This is a genomic window from Pseudoalteromonas sp. Bsw20308 (assembly GCF_000310105.2).
Lineage (GTDB): Bacteria > Pseudomonadota > Gammaproteobacteria > Enterobacterales > Alteromonadaceae > Pseudoalteromonas > Pseudoalteromonas fuliginea.
This window is the reverse complement of record NZ_CP013138.1, coordinates 2,042,052-2,060,767: the sequence shown is the minus strand read 5'-3', so window position 1 is coordinate 2,060,767 and position 18,716 is coordinate 2,042,052. Positions and strand designations below refer to the sequence as shown.

The 18,716-nt window shown below is 36.9% G+C and carries 18 protein-coding genes; 10 read left to right on the top strand and 8 right to left on the bottom strand.

Translation table 11 applies throughout. From position 1 onward, the window contains the following. Positions 1-9: 9 nt before the first annotated feature. Positions 10-180 carry a ribosome modulation factor gene (gene rmf, locus D172_RS08850; protein ID WP_002960897.1) on the top strand — a complete coding sequence of 57 codons (171 nt, stop codon included), beginning with the start codon at positions 10-12 and terminating at the stop codon, positions 178-180. A gap of 65 nt (positions 181-245) precedes the next feature. Here rmf and fabA read toward each other — a convergent pair whose 3' ends face one another. Next, positions 246-761, bottom strand: a complete 516-nt coding sequence (gene fabA, locus D172_RS08845; RefSeq protein WP_002960896.1) for a bifunctional 3-hydroxydecanoyl-ACP dehydratase/trans-2-decenoyl-ACP isomerase — start codon at positions 759-761, stop codon at positions 246-248. 203 nt (positions 762-964) lie between these two features. On the opposite strand from fabA, the gene D172_RS08840 reads away from it, so the two are divergent. Genes D172_RS08840 through D172_RS08830 form a run of 3 tightly spaced genes read left to right on the top strand, consistent with a single transcriptional unit; the run spans position 965 to position 3,070 of the window. Next, entirely contained in the window at positions 965-1,822 is an 858-nt protein-coding gene (locus D172_RS08840) for a 6-carboxytetrahydropterin synthase (protein ID WP_002960893.1), read from the top strand. Next, positions 1,815-2,633, top strand: a complete 819-nt coding sequence (locus D172_RS08835) for a M23 family metallopeptidase (RefSeq protein ID WP_007377144.1) — start codon at positions 1,815-1,817, stop codon at positions 2,631-2,633. The genes D172_RS08840 and D172_RS08835 overlap by 8 nt, the downstream gene beginning before the upstream one ends. A 5-nt stretch (positions 2,634-2,638) precedes the next feature. Continuing rightward, complete coding sequence (locus tag D172_RS08830; RefSeq protein ID WP_002960891.1) at positions 2,639-3,070, top strand: acyl-CoA thioesterase; 432 nt, start codon at positions 2,639-2,641, stop codon at positions 3,068-3,070. A gap of 273 nt (positions 3,071-3,343) precedes the next feature. Here the strand turns inward: D172_RS08830 and D172_RS08825 are convergent, their stop codons facing one another. The 5 genes from D172_RS08825 to D172_RS08805 are packed head-to-tail and all read right to left on the bottom strand — an operon-like array spanning position 3,344 to position 8,940. Further along, entirely contained in the window at positions 3,344-4,666 is a 1,323-nt protein-coding gene (locus D172_RS08825; RefSeq protein WP_007377145.1) for a Na+/H+ antiporter family protein, read from the bottom strand. 8 nt (positions 4,667-4,674) lie between these two features. Next, positions 4,675-6,645: a transglutaminaseTgpA domain-containing protein gene (locus D172_RS08820; protein ID WP_007377146.1), complete on the bottom strand. Its 1,971-nt coding sequence runs from the start codon at positions 6,643-6,645 to the stop codon at positions 4,675-4,677. Next, positions 6,645-7,631: a DUF58 domain-containing protein gene (locus D172_RS08815; RefSeq protein WP_007377147.1), complete on the bottom strand. Its 987-nt coding sequence runs from the start codon at positions 7,629-7,631 to the stop codon at positions 6,645-6,647. The genes D172_RS08820 and D172_RS08815 overlap by 1 nt, the downstream gene beginning before the upstream one ends. 6 nt (positions 7,632-7,637) lie before the next feature. Beyond that, entirely contained in the window at positions 7,638-8,543 is a 906-nt protein-coding gene (locus D172_RS08810; protein WP_007377148.1) for an AAA family ATPase, read from the bottom strand. Between the two features lie 13 nt (positions 8,544-8,556). Then, on the bottom strand, positions 8,557-8,940 hold the full coding sequence (locus tag D172_RS08805) for a response regulator (protein WP_007377149.1): 384 nt from the start codon (positions 8,938-8,940) through the stop codon (positions 8,557-8,559). Between the two features lie 529 nt (positions 8,941-9,469). Between D172_RS08805 and D172_RS08800 the strand changes: the two genes are divergently transcribed. From D172_RS08800 to D172_RS08775, 6 genes are all read left to right on the top strand, one after another. Then, the gene (locus D172_RS08800) at positions 9,470-10,798 is read left to right on the top strand and encodes a hypothetical protein (RefSeq protein ID WP_007377151.1); all 1,329 of its coding nucleotides are present in this window, start codon (positions 9,470-9,472) and stop codon (positions 10,796-10,798) included. A 152-nt stretch (positions 10,799-10,950) separates the two neighbouring features. Beyond that, positions 10,951-12,255, top strand: coding sequence for an ABC transporter substrate-binding protein (locus D172_RS08795; RefSeq protein WP_007377152.1), 1,305 nt, complete (start codon positions 10,951-10,953; stop codon positions 12,253-12,255). Positions 12,256-12,401: 146 nt separating this feature from the next. Beyond that, the gene (locus D172_RS08790; protein ID WP_007377153.1) at positions 12,402-13,274 is read left to right on the top strand and encodes a carbohydrate ABC transporter permease; all 873 of its coding nucleotides are present in this window, start codon (positions 12,402-12,404) and stop codon (positions 13,272-13,274) included. A gap of 2 nt (positions 13,275-13,276) precedes the next feature. Next, on the top strand, positions 13,277-14,107 hold the full coding sequence (locus D172_RS08785; protein WP_002960878.1) for a carbohydrate ABC transporter permease: 831 nt from the start codon (positions 13,277-13,279) through the stop codon (positions 14,105-14,107). Between the two features lie 10 nt (positions 14,108-14,117). Continuing rightward, positions 14,118-15,119, top strand: a complete 1,002-nt coding sequence (locus D172_RS08780; protein ID WP_007377154.1) for an ABC transporter ATP-binding protein — start codon at positions 14,118-14,120, stop codon at positions 15,117-15,119. Between the two features lie 248 nt (positions 15,120-15,367). Beyond that, entirely contained in the window at positions 15,368-16,327 is a 960-nt protein-coding gene (locus D172_RS08775) for a sugar-binding transcriptional regulator (RefSeq protein WP_002960874.1), read from the top strand. Between the two features lie 392 nt (positions 16,328-16,719). On the opposite strand, the gene D172_RS08770 is transcribed toward D172_RS08775, so the two are convergent. Both D172_RS08770 and D172_RS08765 read right to left on the bottom strand, forming a co-directional pair. Further along, complete coding sequence (locus tag D172_RS08770; protein WP_007377155.1) at positions 16,720-17,544, bottom strand: alpha/beta fold hydrolase; 825 nt, start codon at positions 17,542-17,544, stop codon at positions 16,720-16,722. A gap of 453 nt (positions 17,545-17,997) precedes the next feature. Continuing rightward, on the bottom strand, positions 17,998-18,444 hold the full coding sequence (locus D172_RS08765) for a response regulator (protein WP_007377156.1): 447 nt from the start codon (positions 18,442-18,444) through the stop codon (positions 17,998-18,000). Positions 18,445-18,716 lie beyond the last annotated feature (272 nt).

Genomic DNA, 18,716 nt, shown 5'->3' with positions numbered 1-18,716 from the left:
ATATTACCGATGAAGAGACAGAAAAGAGATCGTTTAGAAAGAGCTCATTCTCAAGGTTTTAAAGCAGGTTTAGCAGGTCGCTCAAAAGAGCTATGCCCTTATCAACAAGTAGATCCCAAATCAGAGTGGTTAGGAGGTTGGCGTGAAGCGATTGAAAACCGCAACATGTACAAAACCTAAAATCAATAATCGAATTTAAGCAAAAAGGCCTCCACGTTGGAGGCCTTTTTGTACGCATTTAAAAATTAAAACGCGCTAGTGTCTTGGAACAAGCCCACTTTTAAATCTTTTGCTTCGTAAATTACTCGGCCATCTACTTCTACAGTGCCATCTGCAACGCCCATGAACAATTTACGTTTAATTACGCGTTTCATTACAAGGCGGTAAGTTACTTTTTTATTAGTTGGTAAAATTTGGCCAGTAAATTTAACTTCACCCACACCTAGCGCACGGCCAAGACCAGGGCCACCAGACCAACCTAAGTAAAAACCAACTAGTTGCCACATAGCATCTAAGCCTAAACAACCAGGCATTACTGGGTCGCCTTTAAAATGACAATCGAAAAACCAAAGGCTAGGGTCAATATCAAGCTCAGCAACAATTTCGCCTTTCCCATGAATACCGCCATCAGCAGTAATAGAGGTAATGCGATCCATCATTAACATGTTGTCACTTGGCAAACGGCAGTTGCCTTCACCAAACATTTCACCTTGACCACACAGGATCAACTCTTCTTTTGTATAGCTATTTTTAGGTTCCATAACACTTATCTTCGCTTAGAAATTGCCAAGTACTTTAGCGTACACTTGTACGCTAAACAACTCGGAGCAGTTAAAAAATCAAAATATTGCATATTAAATCATCAATCAATCAACGCGATTGGTTTTTGCACTATAAAACCGCGCAATTACAATCAGAAATCATTATAATTAACGCTGTCTTATAACCAGTCTAAAGGAAGTTTATGATCCTTTTTGTTAACTCACTAACTGTGATTGATTTTTCTTACTTATGTAACAAACGCGGCGCCGTTGGCGAGAGCTGGATTGTTGATTTAACTTTGCACGGTAAACTTAACGAAGAGTCTATGGTTTTAGACTTTGGTTTAGTTAAAAAGCAAATTAAAGGCATTATAGATGAGTGTATTGATCACCGTTTAGCAATTCCTACAGGGCTTAATGGCACTGTATCTGAATTTGACGAGCATAAAACACTCGACTGTACATTTGGTGAAAATAATCACTTAGCTATGAGCGCTCCTCATCAAGCTTATTGCATGATTAACGCAGACGAAGTAACTGTTGAATCGGTTACCGAATTTTTAATTGCGACTATTTTACCGAAGCTACCAGATAACATTGAAAAAATTGAGCTGTCTCTTAAGCCTGAACATAGCCAAAGTTTTTACTATCATTACAGCCATGGCCTTAAAAAGCATGACGGTAATTGCCAGCGTATTATTCATGGGCATCGTTCTCAAATTGGTATTAGCCTAGATGGTATCTCTATGCCGCGCTTGCAAAAAGAATGGTCTCAAAAGTGGGAAGATATTTACTTAGCCACCAGTGAAGATCAAATTAACGCAGCTGATTTAAAACACATACCAGCCAAAGCTGGTGATGTATGTTTTGCTTATACATCGGCACAAGGCTATTTTGAAATGGCTATTAGCGAGTCTCGTTGCGACATTTTGCCAGTAGATACTACTGTAGAATGTATTGCTGAACATGTAGCTGGCCAAATTAAAGCCCAATACCCAGAAAAAGCAGTGAAAGTGACCGCTTATGAAGGTGTTGGAAAAGGATCGATTAGTTATGTTTAAAACACTTTTAGCAACAGCGCTTGTTGCCTCTGCTAGCTTTAGTGCTATGGCGCTTGAGTTAAAAGGACATTTAACACAAGGCGGTTTAGTTACTGGAAAGCTAGAAAACGCTAAATCAGTAAGCTTAGATGGCAAAAGCTTAAAACTTTCACCAAAGGGTGATTTTGTATTTGGTTTTGGGCGTGACGCTGAAACTACTCATACTTTAAAATGGGTAGATAACAATGGTAAATCGCATTCACAATCAATAGCTATCACTAAGCGCGAATATAAAATTGATAAAATTACCGGCGTAGCTAAAAAGTATGTATCTCCACCAAAAGAGGTTAGTGCGCGTATAAGCCGCGAAGCAGTTGCTGTGCGAAAAGCGAGAGAAGTAGAGTCTGATTTATTGTACTTTTTAGACCCTGTTTTAAAGCCTGCAGAAGGGCGCATATCGGGTGTTTACGGCAGTCAGCGCTATTTTAATGGCGAGCCACGTCGTCCGCACTTTGGCTTAGACATTGCCAATAAAACAGGCTCTCCTGTTTACGCGCCTATTAGTGGTGCCGTGGTATTTGCTGAACCTGATTTATACTACTCAGGCGGTACATTAATTATTGATCATGGCCATGGTATTACCTCAACTTACATTCACTTAAGTAAGCTTGATGTAAAAGTGGGTGATAAAATTGAGCAAGGTAACAAAGTGGCTGAAATTGGTGCAACAGGGCGTGTAACGGGTCCTCACCTAGATTGGCGTTTTAACTGGAAAGGCGAACGCCTTGATCCAGCATTACTAATGCAAGATACATTAGCAAACAAAAAGTAGAGATTATGACTGACGTAAATCGCGATGCAATAATTGCTCAGCGTATTGAAGACTCAACCACATCGGTAACTAAAACCGTGTTTCCAGGGCGTACTAATCATCACAATACTTTATTTGGTGGTGATGCACTGGCGTGGATGGATGAAGTGGCATTTATAGCAGCGACTCGTTTTTGCCGTAAGCCTTTGGTAACTATATCTTCTGATAGAGTCGACTTTAAAGAGGCCATACCAGCAGGTACTTTTGCAGAGTTAATAGCTAAAGTAGTGCATGTAGGTAACACCAGCTTAAAAGTTGATGTAGATATATTATTAGAAACTATGCACAAAGACGATAAGCATTCAGCCATTAGTGGCAGCTTTACGTTTGTTGCAGTTGATGATAACCACAGACCGACTCCGGTAGTATGCGACAAAATGATTTATGGTTTTGATTAACTTAAAGCTTTGAATATACGCTAAAGTAAATTTATATAAGCACCTTAATTGGTGCTTATATAAAACCAGTAAAAGAACACATCATACTAAATATTCATTAAGTATAACCTCAACAACAGAGCTAGTATTAACTAAAAGAAAGTAATCAAACTGGGGGGAATTGATAGGGGTGTGAGTTGCTGGATTTGGATACTAAAAAGGTATGCTTTTAATATACCTTTTTAGTTATATTTAGCTTTTAATCACATTTATTAACACTTATATAAATACATCTTAAAGCACCATTGCTGCAATCCAGCCAAATATTAGCAGCGGAATGTTAAAGTGAATAAACGTTGGAATAACAGAGTCTCTAATATGGTCGTGCTGGCCATCGGCATTTAAACCCGATGTTGGGCCAAGCGTTGAATCTGAAGCAGGGGAGCCTGCATCACCTAAAGCGCCCGCAGTACCAACAAGTGCAGCGGTAGCCATAACAGAAAAGCCAAGGTCTAAACATAAAGGAACAAACAAAGTTGCAATAATAGGCACTGTTGAAAACGAACTGCCAATTCCCATTGTAATTAATAACCCGACTAACAAAATAACACCGGCAGCAAGGGGTTTATTACCATCAAAAAGGGCGGCTGCGCTGTGTACTAAGCTTGCTACATCGCCAGTGGCTTGCATAACCGATGCAAAACCTTGTGCCGATATCATAATAAAGCCAATCATGGCCATCATCGCAACGCCTTTACTAAATACGTCGCCGTTTTCTTCCCACTTAACTACACCGAAAACACTAAATATCATTACACCTACTAAGCCACCTAAAATCATTGAGCCACTTAGGTTTTGTGCAACAAGGGAGGCAAGTACTGCAAAAAGCCCGACAATTATTACTTTTCTAGGGTTTTCTACTTCAGCTGATTTACTCACAGTTGTTAATGGGAGCTCGGTGTATTCACGACGTTTTCTGTAGGTAATAAATACCGCAATAAGTAATCCAACAAACATACCTAATGCAGGAATTATCATCGCCATAGGAACTTGTGTATTTACAATCTCTAAGCCGTTATCGACCAGGTTTTTGTGCAAAATAGAGTATAAATAAATACCGCCAAAACCATAAGGTAGCACCATGTAAGACGTTGCTAACCCAAATGTTAAAATACACGCTATAGCACGCCTGTCTAATCTTAACTGATTAAAAACAACGAGTAACGGCGGGATTAAAATAGGAATAAACGCTATGTGTACGGGTACTAAGTTTTGCGAAGAAATCGCACAACCTAAAATAATTAATAAAATGAAGTAACTTAAAAACGTTTCATTCCCGCTGCCTTTAGCATTTACTTTAGCAAGTAACTTATCAGCGAGAATGCGTGTTAAACCCGACTTAGAAATCGCAACGGCAAACGCGCCGAGCATGGCATAACTTAGTGCAATTTCAGCTCCGGCAGAAAGGCCAGAGTTAAATGCATCAACACTTTCTTTTATACCCAAGCCTGCAGTAAGACCTGCAACTAACGCGCTTATTATCATGGCAACAATGACGTTAACGCGAGCCAGAGATAGCCCGAGCATTAAAATAACGCCTATAACAACAGCATTCATAGTATTCTCTATTTGGAAATTTTAATTAATTTTATCAGATCTTTAGCCTGAGTTTTACGCTCTTTCGTAAAAGGTTTTTTACCATAGCGTACTTGGTTAAATAACTGCCTAAAAGTGTTTATAGATTGTGCAGAATGAGGAAGTTGACCAGCAAAAAAGTCTAACTGCTGACTCGGTGTTAAATTATCGGGTGTATTTATTTTTTGTTTTTTAGCCCATGCTTTTACTTCATAAAACTCTTTAACCATAGGCGCTAATTTAGCTGGGCGTTTTGGTAAGTTTAAATAAATAAAATAACCTATAAAACAAAAACCAGCTGTTAGTAAAACCATTAATGGTACAAGCCAAATGTTTTTACTACCAAAAATTGATTTTAAAAAATCATTTTGTTTTTCTTCGTCAAAACCAAGTACCCAGCTAGACCATTGATAATCGAGATTTTCAAGTTCTAACCTTAACCAATTAATAGCGGGGAAACTACTTAAACTCACGAAACCAAAATCAAGGTTACTTTTAAATTCGTCATTCAGCTCTTCGTTTTGCGAAAGTGAACCATTTAAACGCTCTGGTGCGACAACAGCAGTTGCATCAAAAATAACCCAACCTTCGTTTTGTAAATATACTTCTACCCATGCATGTGCGTCGTACTGGCGAACAGTGAGCGTATTATTATCTTGGTTTAATTCACCGCCTAAATAGCCACTTACTAGTCGAGCGGGTATACCTGCGGTTCTAAAAATGTACGCGGCGGCACTGGCATAGTGGCCACAAAAGCCACGTTGGTTTTCAAATAAAAATTGATCTATGGTGTTATCGCCGCTCATAGGCGTGGGAGTTAATGTGTAAGTAAATCCCGTACCTGCAAAGTATTGTAATAAGCGGTTATAAAAATCGCGATCAGAGTGTGTATTTTGCTTTAAGGTTTTAGCAAGTGATGATGTTTTTACATTCTTTTTATAAGCGAGGTATTTGTAGCGTTTTTCTTCAAATTCGCCAAGCGGTAAAGTTGTGAAGTTAAAGCTATTTACATCGTATTGTAAGTTTTTAGCTTGGCGACTTTTTTTACGTAATAAACCTAGCGAATTACCTTCAACATTTTGTGAGTTACTACTGGAATAGGCTAAACCATAGAGCCATTTTTGTGTAGCAGGCTCTGTAATAACTGAGTAGCTTGCAATAAGTTGCTCATCATTTTCGCTCTGCGTATTTGTTTTTACATTATTATATTTTAAAAAGTCAGACGTAAGCCACGCATTGCCATTAAACTCATCATGGACTATTGCTCGCCAATAATAAGGCGCTACAGGTTTTTCTTCATTAAATTTAGCTCTAAACACAAGTTCATCTGAGTTTGAAAGCTTTGCAATATCGAATGGATCGACTTGTTCAGAAAGCCCTGTTTTAGCAAGCTTAGGCCCAGGAAGCTGCCAAAAGGCGGGCATTTTTGGTAAAAAAAGCAGTAAAAATATAGCTAAAGGAAGCGCTAAAAGTAGCAGTTTACCGCTTTGTTTAGAGGCTATTTTTAAATTATGTTTGGACTCGAGTAGGCCAAGTACTGCAAAGTTTAATATGTATAAACTACTTACAGTTAAAGTCGTTAAAATGCTTTGGTTAAATAAATACACCGATGAGAGTGAAAAAAACGTAAGCGTTGTAATTACATGATAGTGTTTTTTGGTTTTAGCCTGCAGCAGCTTAAATAAACTAGCAAGTAGCAGCATGGCCACAAATAAAATAACCGTATCCGACATGCCTACTGTGTAGAGCATTAAACCGAGTGACACACCTGCGAGTATATTTGCCAGCCAAGTATTTGGCTTTGGTTTATTACACAGCGTTATGTAAAAATTCCAGGCACAAATAAGTGAAAGTACACCAACAAAAACAAGCGGTAAATGTGATACAAAAAATACAATCAAACATGCATATATAAAAGACAGCGAATAATTTATTACTTTTTCGTTTTTAAGTATGTCCATTACACATCACCATTAAATGAGCATAATAATTCTAAGCATTGCTGCTTATGTTGCTGTCCGGTATTTGTATTTATTGTTTTATTCGGTAGCTTTAACATAAAAGGGGTGTTTTTTTCGGTTGCTTCACACACTAAAAAGCATAACTGGCTTAAGCGCTGCTCTGTATCTCCATTCATTAACGTAAAATCGAGAAGCGCATTTGCTGTTTTAAAGTCTACAAACTCTTTAACTAACAACTGCTGTGTTTTTGCGTAATGCTTCCACGACACTCTTTGCAAGCCCATCTCTGGTAAATGTGGGATAAGAGACTCAAACTCTTCGCTACCAGATTGTGTAGAAATACCTTTATCGGCTTGCTCATCAAGCATAGAAACATGCGCATCACTGTGTACTTGTTCAAGCGACGGATATACAAATACACCTTCTTGTAATTGAATGTAGCTCCAAACAGTTATTAAGCCAAAGGGATAGTTACTCGCTATTTTAATACGTTGCACTGAGTACTTACCGCGTGAGCTGTAGGGTAAGTTGAGTGTAAGTAACTGAGGTTTACTATCAACTTGGCCGGTATGTTTGTGAGTTTGCTCACTACCTTGATATGTTAAATTAATAGATTGGGTAACAGAAGGGCTTTGTAATTCAAATACAATACTCGGTTTTTGAGGAGCGTAGCTACTAAATGCATCTTTAAATTTAACTGTTAAGCCTTTAGCGTTACTGTAGCCCATTAATACAGCAATAATCATCACCACAAACATAAGATAAGACATTATTAAAATTAAATTATTTTGATAATTAATGCCCATCACAAAGTTTAAAATTGCCACAATTACAAAGTACCAACCTAGGGATGATGGCAATACATAAATTGTTCTGTGTTCAAGTGTAATTGAGTTTTTTAAATGTTTATTTTTTAATAACTTATTAAATACACTTTGCTTAAATGACTTAAATAAAGAAGGGCGCTTAGCTGTTTTTTTTGGCATGAAAATTTATACTGGAACTAAAACGTTTTTTAAAATATTGTTTACTTGTGCTTCACCTGACTCGTTATGCAAACCTAATCGATGCTGACACACACTTGCAAATACGGCTTGAACATCTTCTGGCATTACAAAATCACGACCATCAATAAAGGCCCACGACCTAGCCGCTTTAGCCAGAGCCATACTGGCTCGAGGTGATAACGATGCAGCAAAAGCGTTGCTTGTGCGTGTGTAATTAACAAGCTCTATGATGTAGTCAATAACTGGGCTGCTTAAAGTGATTTGGTTTATTTGGCTTTGAATTGCCGCTAACTCTTGTTGGTCAATACGCTTAGGTAACTGACTGTAATCTCGTTTTTGCATATTCAAAATTAAGCGTTTTTCGGCTTCTTTAGGAGGAAAACCTAAGCTAATGCGCATTAAAAATCGGTCTAATTGCGACTCAGGTAACGGGTAGGTACCTGATTGATAAAGCGGGTTTTGTGTTGCAATCACAAAAAATGGATTTGGCAGCGTATATTTTTTTCCATCAACTGTTACTTGTTGCTCTTCCATTGCTTCAAGCAACGCACTTTGTGTTTTAGGGCCAGCACGGTTTATTTCATCAGCTAAAACAACTTGGCTAAAAATAGGGCCTTTATGAAACGTAAAACTGTGCTCGGTAGAGTTAAATACATTAGTACCCAAAATATCGGCTGGCAGAAGATCACTGGTAAATTGTATACGCTGATACGATAAACCTAACACAGCTGACAATGCATGAGAAAGAGTGGTTTTCCCCATACCTGGCAAATCTTCAATGAGTAAATGCCCTTCGCTAAATAAGCATGTAAGTGCCAGTTTTATTTGTTGTTGTTTACCAAATATAACACTCGAAAGATCTTCTATAATCGCAGTAACAGTACTTTGCATGCTAACCTTATTATTATTCTATTAGTTCGAGGCGCTTCATTACGGTGTCTACTTTTTTTGCATTAAATGGTTTCGCAATAAACCCTTTAGCACCTAGCTCCCACGTGTTTTGCACATTTTCAAAACTGTTATGACCAGAGCACATTACAACGTGTGCGTGAGGGTAGGTAATATTAATAAACTCTAGGATATCTGTGCCATCAGAGTCAGGTAAATCTACATCTAAAAATATTACATTAGGCGATTTTTCATCAATAACCGGTTTAGCTGAACTAAAGTCTACACTTTCTAAAATATCTTCATAACCTAGTTCGGTTAAAATCTGGTTTAGGTAATCACGTATTTCTTTAACATCGTCAATGATGAGGATGGGCTCTAGCGGGCGAACAAATTCCATATGTAGGTTACTTCTATTTTGAATACATCTAAGTGCTTTAATACTAAGCTAACCCCTTCATAAGCTCAAGAACGTTACTTAAAAAACACTAATAAATAAACAGTTTATAGGTCTGACCAACAGCCTATTTTAAAAGGATCACCTGCTTTTATATTTTCTACTAACTTATGTTTACATGAATTGTATTGAGCAATAATGATGTATCTACAACAAATTCCTTAATCCAGAACCTTATTTCCTCAAAATTTGATGTAACAAATTTGCTACTTAACTTATTGATTCAAAAATATTTACATATAAATTCGATTTTTTGTAAACGTTTTGTAATAAAAAATCGTTGACCTTCTAAATTCATTCTGTGATTATGCTCACCAGATGAGCTTATGCCCACAAGTGCAATTTCATTAACTATTTAATGTTTTGCTCAATTGGCCTCATCTATACACACTGAATTAATACCAATTTCATTAAATGAATATGCAATTTAATAAAGTTGGCATCACACACCACACTCAATAAAGAGCTTATTATGTTGAATAATAAAAAGACTAAATTTGCAATTTCTCTCATAGCGGCAGCTATGGCTACATCGGCTCCAGCACAGGCTGATATTTCTGAATATTTAGATCGCGTTGACGTAGACTTTTTACTAATGCAAAACTTTCAGTCAATTCAGGCTAAAGACGGTGCATTTCGTCCAGAAGATGAAGAACAAGAATCAGGATTTGGCCGTATTAGAGCAAATCTAATGCTTAAATTTCATATTAACGAGTTCATTACTGCCGATATAGATATTGCAGAAGAGCCTAATGACTTTGGTGGTGAAGATCGTGACTTTTCATTTCACAACGATTTTGCAGGTGTTGAATTTGACTTACTAGGCCTTTATGGCACACCAAAAGAAAACGCAAATTTAACACTGCGTTTAGGTAACATTGGTGGATCGCCTTTTCAATTTAAAGGTTTTCAAGACGGCGCAGATAACCAAAGTAATGCTCTTATTGGTAATGGTATTACCGATTACGCAACCGCAGAAAACGGTGCACAGCTAAGTTACAGCGAAACTTTCGATAGTGGTGTAGTACGTGCGTATAATGTCACAGGTCACATTACGACTTCAAGTTTCGGTGAAGCATTTCAAGAAGACAGAGGTTATAACTACCGACTTCAAGGTACTTTAGAATTTGAAGGTGGCTTTAAAGCAGGTTTAAACTTATTAAAAGCGAATCAAGGCGACCAGTTACGTTTTGAAAATGGCGTAGCAAGTCTTGATGGTGTAACCACAACAAACTATCGCTTTGGCGATGGTGAAAACTATAATTTCTCAGCGTCACCTTCGAATGAGCGTGACACTCACGTTGGCGCAATGCCAGGGCTTGAGCAATCAATCATCCAGCTTAACTTAGCTTATCAACCATCTGACGAAACTAGCTTAATTTTTATGGTTGGTAAATCATCTGATGACTACACGTTTGCAGATGCCGCTGGTAATGCAGTTGCCGGTATTACCTACTTTGGTACAAACGGCATAGCTGATGAAAATGGCACTACTTTTGATTCAAACAGTGTAATAGAAGGCGACTCATCGGTTGAGTACTTCGTGTTTGAAGCACAACAATATCTAATCCCTAAAAAACTATATGTAGCGGCTCGTTATGCAGAAGCCGAAAACACTTCCGACTTAATTGAACAAACAGACAACACAGTAGAGCGTATTCAAGTAGCCGCAGGTTACTGGTTTAACGATAAAACGCTTTTAAAAGTTGAGTATGTTAACCAAGAAGAAGGTGTTAATTCGGGCGGACAAATCGGTAAAGGATTTGACGGCTTCACTTCTGAAATATCTGTTAAATTTTAAATCATTATCCAACTAGTCTAACTATTTAAACAAAGGACCTAAAAAGGCACTTTGCGGGCAGTTTTATGCGTTAAAACTGCCATAAATAGAATTGGTAATAGATTGAAATTTAATAGCACTTGTTAAAACATAACGTGTATGGGGAATACCCGATGAAAAATAAATTAATTATGCTCGCGTGTGGCTTTATAAGCATGGGCGCTGCGGCAAAAGAAACAATTACAATAGCGACTGTTAACAATGGTGACATGATCACCATGAAAGAATTAAGCAGTGACTTTACCAGCCAAAACCCGGATATAGATCTAAAATGGGTCACTCTAGAGGAAAACATTCTTCGCCAACGTGTCACAACCGATGTTGCAACAAAAGGCGGCCAATACGATGTTATGACCATAGGTACTTATGAAGTACCAATTTGGGGCAAGCAAAATTGGCTAAAAGAGCTGGATAATTTAGGTGAAAACTACGATTTAGACGATTTAATTCCGGCAATTCGAAGCGGTTTAACGATTAATGACAAACTTTATGCTGCGCCATTTTATGGCGAAAGCTCAATGGTTATGTACCGCACTGACTTAATGGAAAAAGCAGGGCTGACTATGCCTAAAGCCCCAACATGGGACTTTATACGCAAAGCTGCTAAAGCGATGACAGATAAAAAAGAAGGTGTTTATGGCCTTTGTCTACGTGGTAAAGCAGGTTGGGGCGAAAACGTTGCGCTTATTACATCCATGGCTAATTCGTTTGGTGCGCGTTGGTTTGATGAAAATTGGAAACCTCAGTTTAATACCCCAGAGTGGGAAAATACCCTTCAGTATTATGTCGATGTGATGAAAGAATCTGGTCCTGCTGGTTCATCTGCAAACGGTTTTAATGAAAACCTTGCACTATTTCAAACCGGAAAATGTGGTATTTGGATTGATGCAACCGTTGCAGGCGCATTTGTTACTAACAAAAAAGATTCAGAAGTTGCCGATAAAGTAGGGTTTGCACTTGCGCCAGATAATGGCCTAGGTAAACGCGGTAACTGGTTATGGTCTTGGACTTTAGCCGTACCGGCAAGCAGCAAAAAACCAGATGCCGCAATGAAATTTATTAGCTGGGCAACATCTAAAGAATACACTCAACTTGTAGCCGACAAAAAAGGTTGGGCAAAAGTACCGCCAGGTACACGTAAATCACTTTACAGTAATCAAAAGTACATGGACGCAGCACCGTTTGCGCAAATTACCTTAGATTCTATTCAATCTGCAGATCCTAAAAATCCAACCGTTAAACCGGTGCCTTATGTAGGTATTCAGTTTGTTGCTATTCCTGAGTTTCAAGGAATTGGTACAGCTGTTGGGCAACAATTTTCAGCAGCATTAACTGGCCAAATGACCGTTAAGCAAGCACTTAGTACGTCTCAGCACCTCGTTGAGCGAACAATGCGTAAAGCTCGCTATCCTAAATAGCATGTAATGGGCGGGTAAGTACTCAAACTTACCCAATATTTTATGTCAATTCTATTTACTTGTTAGTTATAAACACTATCAAGGGTTTCTGATTTTCACTTGATAGTTAACAAGTAAATAGAATTGGCTTTTTTAAGGTCACCTTTATGGCAACAACTAACTCGCGCACGCTTGCTCGGTTTATGCTTCTTCCTAGTGTAATTTTATTACTTGCTTGGATGATAGTTCCGCTGTGTATGACACTGTATTTTTCATTTATTGATTACAACTTACTCGTTCCTGGGGATAAAGAGTTTGTAGGCTTTTTAAACTATGAATTTTTCCTAACTGATCCGGCTTTTTTTGAATCATTTTTTAACACGCTTTATCTAGTAACTGGGGTTTTACTTATCACTATATGTGGTGGTATTGGCTTAGCTATTTTACTAGACCAAGCAATATGGGGACGAAATTACGTTCGCATTATGGTACTAGCCCCATTTTTTGTAATGCCAACTGTGTCGGCATTGGTATGGAAAAATATGCTAATGAACCCAGTTAATGGCTTATTTGCACACTTTGCAATTTGGCTTGGCTTTGAACCTATCGACTTTTTTGCTCAAATGCCGTTATTTTCAATCATCATAATTGTGTCTTGGCAGTGGTTACCATTTGCAGCATTAATACTGCTAACAGCAATACAATCATTAGACCGTGAACAATTAGAAGCGGCTGATTTAGATGGAGCTGGGCCATTTAGTAAGTTTTTTTACATCGTTTTGCCGCACTTATCGCGCGCTATAACCGCTGTTATTTTAATCGAAACTATATTTTTACTGTCAATCTTTGCTGAAATATTAGTTACAACTAGTGGCGGCCCTGGTTATTCGTCGACCAATATTACGTACTTAATTTACACGCAATCACTACTTCAATTTGATGTAGGTGGCGGTTCGGCAGGGGGCATAGTTGCAGTTATTATTGCAAATATAGTCGCTATATTTTTAATGCGCTTAATTGGCAAAAACTTGGAGGGTTAATTATGACTATAAAAGATAGCCGTCGTTCCAAACTAATTTATACCATTGCTGCATGGACAATAAGCGGCATGATTTTCTTTCCAATTTTATGGACGTTAATCACCAGCTTTAAGACGGAAGCTGAAGCAATTTCAGCAAGCCCAAGCTTATATGCGTTTGATTGGACGCTCGAAAATTACCGCGATGTACTGTCACGTTCGCCATACTTTAACCATTTTTGGAACTCTGTGGTTATATCGTTAGGTTCAAGTTTGCTGGGTTTATTAATTGCTGTACCTGCAGCTTGGTCTATGGCTTTTGTACAAACTAAAAAAACAAAGCATTTATTAATGTGGATGCTTTCAACCAAAATGTTACCGCCAGTAGGGGTACTTATTCCGATTTATTTATTGTTTCGAGACTTTGCGCTACTCGATACAAAATTAGGTTTAGTGATTGTAATGACACTCATTAACTTACCAATAATGGTATGGATGCTGTACACCTACTTTAGAGAAATACCAAACGAAATACTTGAAGCTTCACGTATGGATGGCGCAACAATTGGTGAAGAAATATTCCATGTTCTATTACCAATAGCCTTACCGGGTATAGCCTCAACGCTATTGTTAAATGTAATTTTGTCGTGGAACGAAGCATTTTGGACACTTATTTTAACCGCTGCGAATGCTGCACCTTTAACGGCATTTATTGCCAGTTACTCAAGCCCTGAGGGGTTATTTTACGCTAAGTTATCGGCAGCATCTGCCATGGCCATTGTGCCAATTTTAATACTTGGTTGGTTTAGTCAAAAACAATTAGTGCGTGGATTAAGTTTCGGCGCAGTAAAATAGGAGAATACACATGGGCAGCATCACACTAAAACAAGTCACTAAAAACTTTGATGAAGTAAACGTAATTAAACCACTCGATCTAGAAATAAAAGACGGTGAGTTCATCGTTTTTGTTGGTCCGTCGGGCTGTGGTAAATCAACATTACTTCGTATGATCGCAGGGCTTGAAGATACCACCAGTGGTAATATAGAAATTGATGGCATTGACGCTACAAAAACACCGCCTGCAAAAAGAGGCTTAGCAATGGTGTTTCAATCCTACGCGTTGTATCCGCATATGACAGTGCGTAACAATATTGCTTTCCCTTTAAAAAGAGCCAAAGTTAGCCCAGCAGAAATCGAAAGTAAAATTGCTAACGCCGCTAAAATTCTTAATTTGACCGATTATTTAGACCGAAAGCCTGGGCAATTATCGGGTGGTCAGCGCCAGCGTGTAGCGATAGGGCGCGCAATTGTTCGTCAGCCTTCGGCATTTTTATTTGATGAACCGCTTTCAAACCTTGATGCGTCACTACGTGTAAATATGCGTTTAGAAATATCTGAATTACATAAAAGTTTAGCTACAACAATGATTTATGTTACGCACGATCAGGTTGAAGCTATGACAATGGCAGATAGAATCGCGGTATTTAATGCCGGTATTATTGAACAGGTAGGCACACCTTTAGAGCTTTATAAAAACCCAGTAAACAAATTTGTAGCTGGTTTTATTGGCTCTCCAAAAATGAACTTTATAGATGCTCCACAAAATGAAGATGCGAATGTTAGTTGTATTGGTATACGACCAGAGCATATAACACTCTCTACTGAGCAAGGAACGTGGGCTGGTACTGTCGGTGTAATTGAGCATTTAGGATCGGAGAGCTTTTTACATATAAATATTGAAGGCAAAGGGACCGTAACAGTAAAAGCAGATGGTGATTGTCCGTTAAAATATGGCGACAGTATTTACCTAAGCGCACCGGCTGATAAAGTATTAAAGTTTGATAATAACGGTTTAACAATTCGCTAGAGCCAATCTTTAATTACCTTAAATAGCACCTTTATAAGGGTGCTATTAACTAAATTCTAATTACATAATCCTATGAAACCTAGGTATTTTTTATTAAGGAATGGTATATTTACAACTATAAATAACAAAAACGTTATTAATAAATAGATACTCCAAAATTAATAAAATAATTTATATAGCAGCACATATAATTGAAATTATGTAATGAAAATAAGGACTTAGTTTTCCTTCTATTTTAAGAGGTTTACGTGGTAAAGCTATCAAATACAGAAATTAGAAAGCTAGATGATGCAGCCAGAGCAGGGTGGTTATATTATGTTGGCGGTAACACACAAGATGAAATTGCTAAAAAGCTAAATATATCTCGTCAATCTGCACAAAGAATGGTCGCATTATCTGTGAGCCAAGGATTAATTAAAGTTAGACTTGACCACCCGATTGCCAAATGTATGGATTTGGCCGAAAAATTAAAAAGCCGTTTTGGGTTAGATTCGTGTGAAGTTGTACCGAGTGATCCGTCTGAACCATCATCTACATTAGGTTTGGCTCAAGCTGGCGCGGCTGAAATAGAACGTCATTTAAAATCAGAACAACCCAAAGTACTTGCTATGGGAACAGGTCGAGTTTTACGTTCATGTGTAGATGAGCTAAGAACTGTTGATTGTCCGCAACATAAAATTGTAGCAATGCTAGGTAATATGGCTTTGGATGGATCGGCTTCACCTTATGATGTTGTAGTAAGAATGGCCGAACACACCAATGCAAAACATTACCCAATGCCATTGCCAGTTTTACCCAGAAGCATTGAAGAAAAAGAACAGTTACATGCACAACAAAATATTACCGGTAATTTAAAACTCGCTAAAGATGCCGATGTAACATTTGTGGGTATTGGTAGCTTAGGTGAAAAGTCGCCATTACATATAGATGGTTTTATTGATGCGCAAGAACTTAAAGAGTTACAAGATCTTGGTGCTGTTGGTGAAATGATTAGTTGGGTGTTTGATAAAAACGGTAAGCTTTTAGATTGCACAGTTAATCAGCGTGTAGCAAGTACGCCATTAAAAACAAATGCTAACAAACAGATTTATGCGATAGCTGCTGGTGAAGAAAAAGTGTTAGCCATTTTGGGCGCAGTAAGGTCAAACATGATCAGTGGATTAATCACTAACGAATATACAGCTGAGCGTTTATTAAGTATTGATTAAACAAATTGAGAAATAAAGTATCTGTATTTTAATGTCCGATACCGTCTAGTATTGGACATAGTAAGGGCGCATTTAAGCGCTCTTTCTATGTATACATTAACTACCTATAATTTATATTATGTTAAATAAGGTAAGTAAGTATATAACTAAGTTACTCACCCTCATTAATTAACGTATAAGCGCTATATTTTGACTGTTTTATAAGCATTAACCTACTTATCTTAATGGTTAGTGCCTTACCCATTTACGGTATTAGCTTCTTGAACATATAAAAATACCGCTTGGTTATTAATATTATCAAGCGGTATAAACAATGATTACCTAATAGCTACTTTACCTAATTGAATCTAAGTTATTGAAAATAATGGTTTTTAAATTATCCTACTAATTTACTAGAATGTTTTATCATTCATAAATTCACTAATAAGCTCAGACAATTTATCTGGATGTTCATCAATAACCCAATGAGCGGCTTTATCTATCCAAATCAATGATGAATTTGGAATTGCTTCTTCTAACATTGGTGCATACTTTGGCTTTTGAAACTTGTCTTCTTTACCCCATATTATGAGTGTTTCATGAGGTAAGCTTTTAAGATCGCCTGTAATAGCTTCGGTATATTCTTTATTGAGCCTACGCATGTTACTAAATAAAGCGGCTTTTCCTTTTTCATTACTCCATGGTGCTAAGTATATTTTCATCAACTCTTCAGTCATTACGCTCGAGTCGTAAACACCTTTGGGCATGAAATCTCTTAATGTATCCACAAATTCGGCTACCGTTGTTTTTTCTTCTACACCTGGTTCTAGCAAAGGTTCAAATTCTGGTATTGGCCAAGAATCAAAACACACGCTATCAATTAAAACCAACCCGTTTACTTTTTCCGGATGATTTACAGCCATTAATTGAGCAACACCACCACCAATATCATGTGCAGCAATATTAACTTTAGAAATACCGAGCTCTTCTATAAACTTACACATTATTCTACATTGCGCATTTATAGATACATCAGTGTTACTTGGCATATCTGATTCACCAAAGTTAAGTAAATCTGGTGCTATTACCCGGTATTTTGATGCAAGTTTTGGCATCACATTTCGCCATAAAAATTTATTAGTCGGAATACCGTGTATCAATAATAAAGGTGTTCCTTGTCCCATTTCTTGATAAGCAATTTGATGACCTTCTACTGTAACGTACTGTGTCTTGTTCATAATTTTGCCTCGTTAACTTTAAAAATTATAATGTTTAGTAAACTATAAAATTTGAATATAACCTTATAAAGCAAATTCCGTCCCAAGATGAGTATTTATTAGTTATTAAAAAATCTTAATGTTTTAAAAGTTAAACCCTTGCGATACATGGGCTTTAGGCTAAATAAGTTTATTTGTTTTTATTATTATAGAGTTTGATAATTGTGATTATCAAACCGCTTTAAGAAGTGTGAAACGTTTGCTCGTATACATGCAACAATTACAAAAGCGTAGTTTGTAATATTTTGAAGGAATAATGTGAAGGAATTATTTTATTAAATAGTTTTTACAAATTTAAATTAAAGGTTCATATACACAAAAGCACTAAATAAATATTAGTGCTTTAAAATTACAATTTCATTTTTAGTAAACTATAAATAAAAAATAGTTTACCGCCCTACTGTTTTTTATAAATCAGTCCAATAAGGATTTAATATTTTCAATAAGCACATTTTTTTTAACTGGTTTTAATAATTGGCCATCAAAACCTAAATTAATATATTTATTTTCACTAAAAGTATGTGCAATAATTTTTGTTGTGGTTTTATCAATGTGCTTTCTTATTTTTAGCATCGCATCTGTGCCCGTAAATTCAGGCATAATTATATCCATTAAAATAATGTCATAATTATTTTGTGAAACCATAATAAGTGCTTCTGCCGCACTTGAAGCAAAATCAACGTTAAAACATTCATCTTCAAGCATTTTTTTTATAACAATCTCAATTAAAAGATCGTCATCTACCAACAATACATTGATAAGTTTATTTTGGCTTTGTGTTATGGAGGAAATGTTATTCGGCATCGCTTTATTAGCTGGCTTTGGTTTTACAAACTCTTTAACATTACTTTCTGATGACATTGATAATTTACTCCTAGTATTTTTTGAGTTTGTAACTTATATAAAATTAATTACTTACTATGTAGGTATATATCGGCAGCTTGAAGAATTTACTTAATAATATATAACCACTGTTCTTTATATAAAGCAATTATTGGCCCAAGTAATTTATGTTTAAAATTAGTAACTTATTTACTGCTCAATAAGATTTTTAATTGTGATTAGCAAATTGCGATGCAAAATTAATTTTATTAAGCTGTTATCCGTGAGGTTCAGAAAGGCGGGTGTTTTAC